Annotated in this window: 1 protein-coding gene; it reads right to left on the minus strand. The window is 67.5% G+C overall.

The genetic code is table 11. The annotated features are described in order from the left end of the window. Positions 1 to 18 precede the first annotated feature (18 nt). Positions 19 to 1,218: an IS110 family transposase gene (locus amrb99_RS49380; protein WP_190869022.1), complete on the minus strand. Its 1,200-nt coding sequence runs from the start codon at positions 1,216 to 1,218 to the stop codon at positions 19 to 21. Between the last annotated feature and the right edge of the window lie 225 nt (positions 1,219 to 1,443).

Genomic DNA, 1,443 nt, shown 5'->3' on the forward strand with positions numbered 1-1,443 from the left:
CGCTTCCTAATGCTGTTGTCAAGCCGCAGCGGTGACCGGTGGTGTGAGCTGATAGCACCGTCCGTCACGCAGAAGTGCCCACAGAACGTTCACTCGTCGGCGGGCCAGGGCCAGTACGGCCTGATTGTGATGCTTGCCTTCGCGCCGCTTCCGGTCGTAGAAGCTCCGGGACTCGGGGTTGCGCTGGATGCTGATCAGCGCGGAGGTGTAGAAGACGCGTTGGAGCCCGCGGTGATAGCGCTCGGGCCGGTGCAGGTTGCCGTGGACGCGTCCGGAGTCTCGCGGCACCGGGGCCAGGCCGGCGAAGCTGGCCAGCTTGTCCGGGCTGCCGAACATGGACATGTCACCGCCGGTGACGGCCAGAAACTCCGCGCCCAGGACGGTGCCGATTCCGGGCAGGCTCGTGATCACCTCGGCCGACTCGTGGCGGCGAAACCGGCCCTCGATGAGCTTTTCGACCGCCTTGACCTGCTCGTTGAGGACCATCACCTCCCGAGCCAGCGTCTCGATCATCTGCGCGGTCAAGGCCTCGCCGGGGAGCTGGGTGCGCTGCCGATCGCCGGCATCGACGGCGGTCTGGGCGAGCTGGGCAGCGCCGCGCACGTGGCGGTGCTTCAGCCATGTCTCCAGCCGGGCCCGGCCAATGCGGCGCAGCGACGCGGGAGTCTGGTAGCCGGTCAGCAGCAGCAGCGGCCCGGTGTTGGTCACATCCAAGACCCGTTCCAGGGCTGGGAAGATGCTGGTCAGCAGCTCACGCAGCCGGGAGACGACCCGGGTGCGGTCATGTACAAGGTCGGAACGGCGGGCGGTGAGCAGCTTCAGCTCCACCACCAGCTCGTCGTTGACCCGCATCGGGTGCAGATCCCGGCGCATCCGCGCCTGATCGGCGATGATTGCCGCGTCCTTCGCATCGGTCTTCCCGACGCCCCGGTAACTGCCGGCGGCCTTGTTTACGACCCGACCGGGAATGTAGAGCAGATCCTGCTCGTGACTGGCCAGCAGGCCGATCAGAAGGGCCGCGCCACCGTCAGCCAGGTCGGTCGCCCACATCACGGGACCGCCGCCGAGGTCGAGCACGTCGCCGATCAGGGTAAGCAGCTCCGGCTCGTCGTTGGCCACCCGCCGAGACAGCAGCCGCTTTCCGTCGGCGTCGATCACCACGCAATGGTGATGGGTCTTTCCAGCATCCACACCGGCCCAGATCTGGGGCACGGCCACCTCCGCAACCTCGACGCATCTTGGTCCCGCGAACGACCTCGCCGTCATGGCCCTACTCAGCGATCTGCTCGCACATCCCAATCAGCGGCCGGGTCGTCCTGGGGGTGCCGGGCGGCGAAGCGTCCTGAACCACACCTTCGGCAGCCGCATGAAAGCCACACCCGGCACCCCTGGGCCAGCCAACCCTACGAACGGCTCGCTCAACCCGATCAAGAAGGTAGGGCC

The sequence above is a fragment of the Actinomadura sp. RB99 genome (assembly GCF_014706005.1).
Lineage (GTDB): Bacteria > Actinomycetota > Actinomycetes > Streptosporangiales > Streptosporangiaceae > Spirillospora.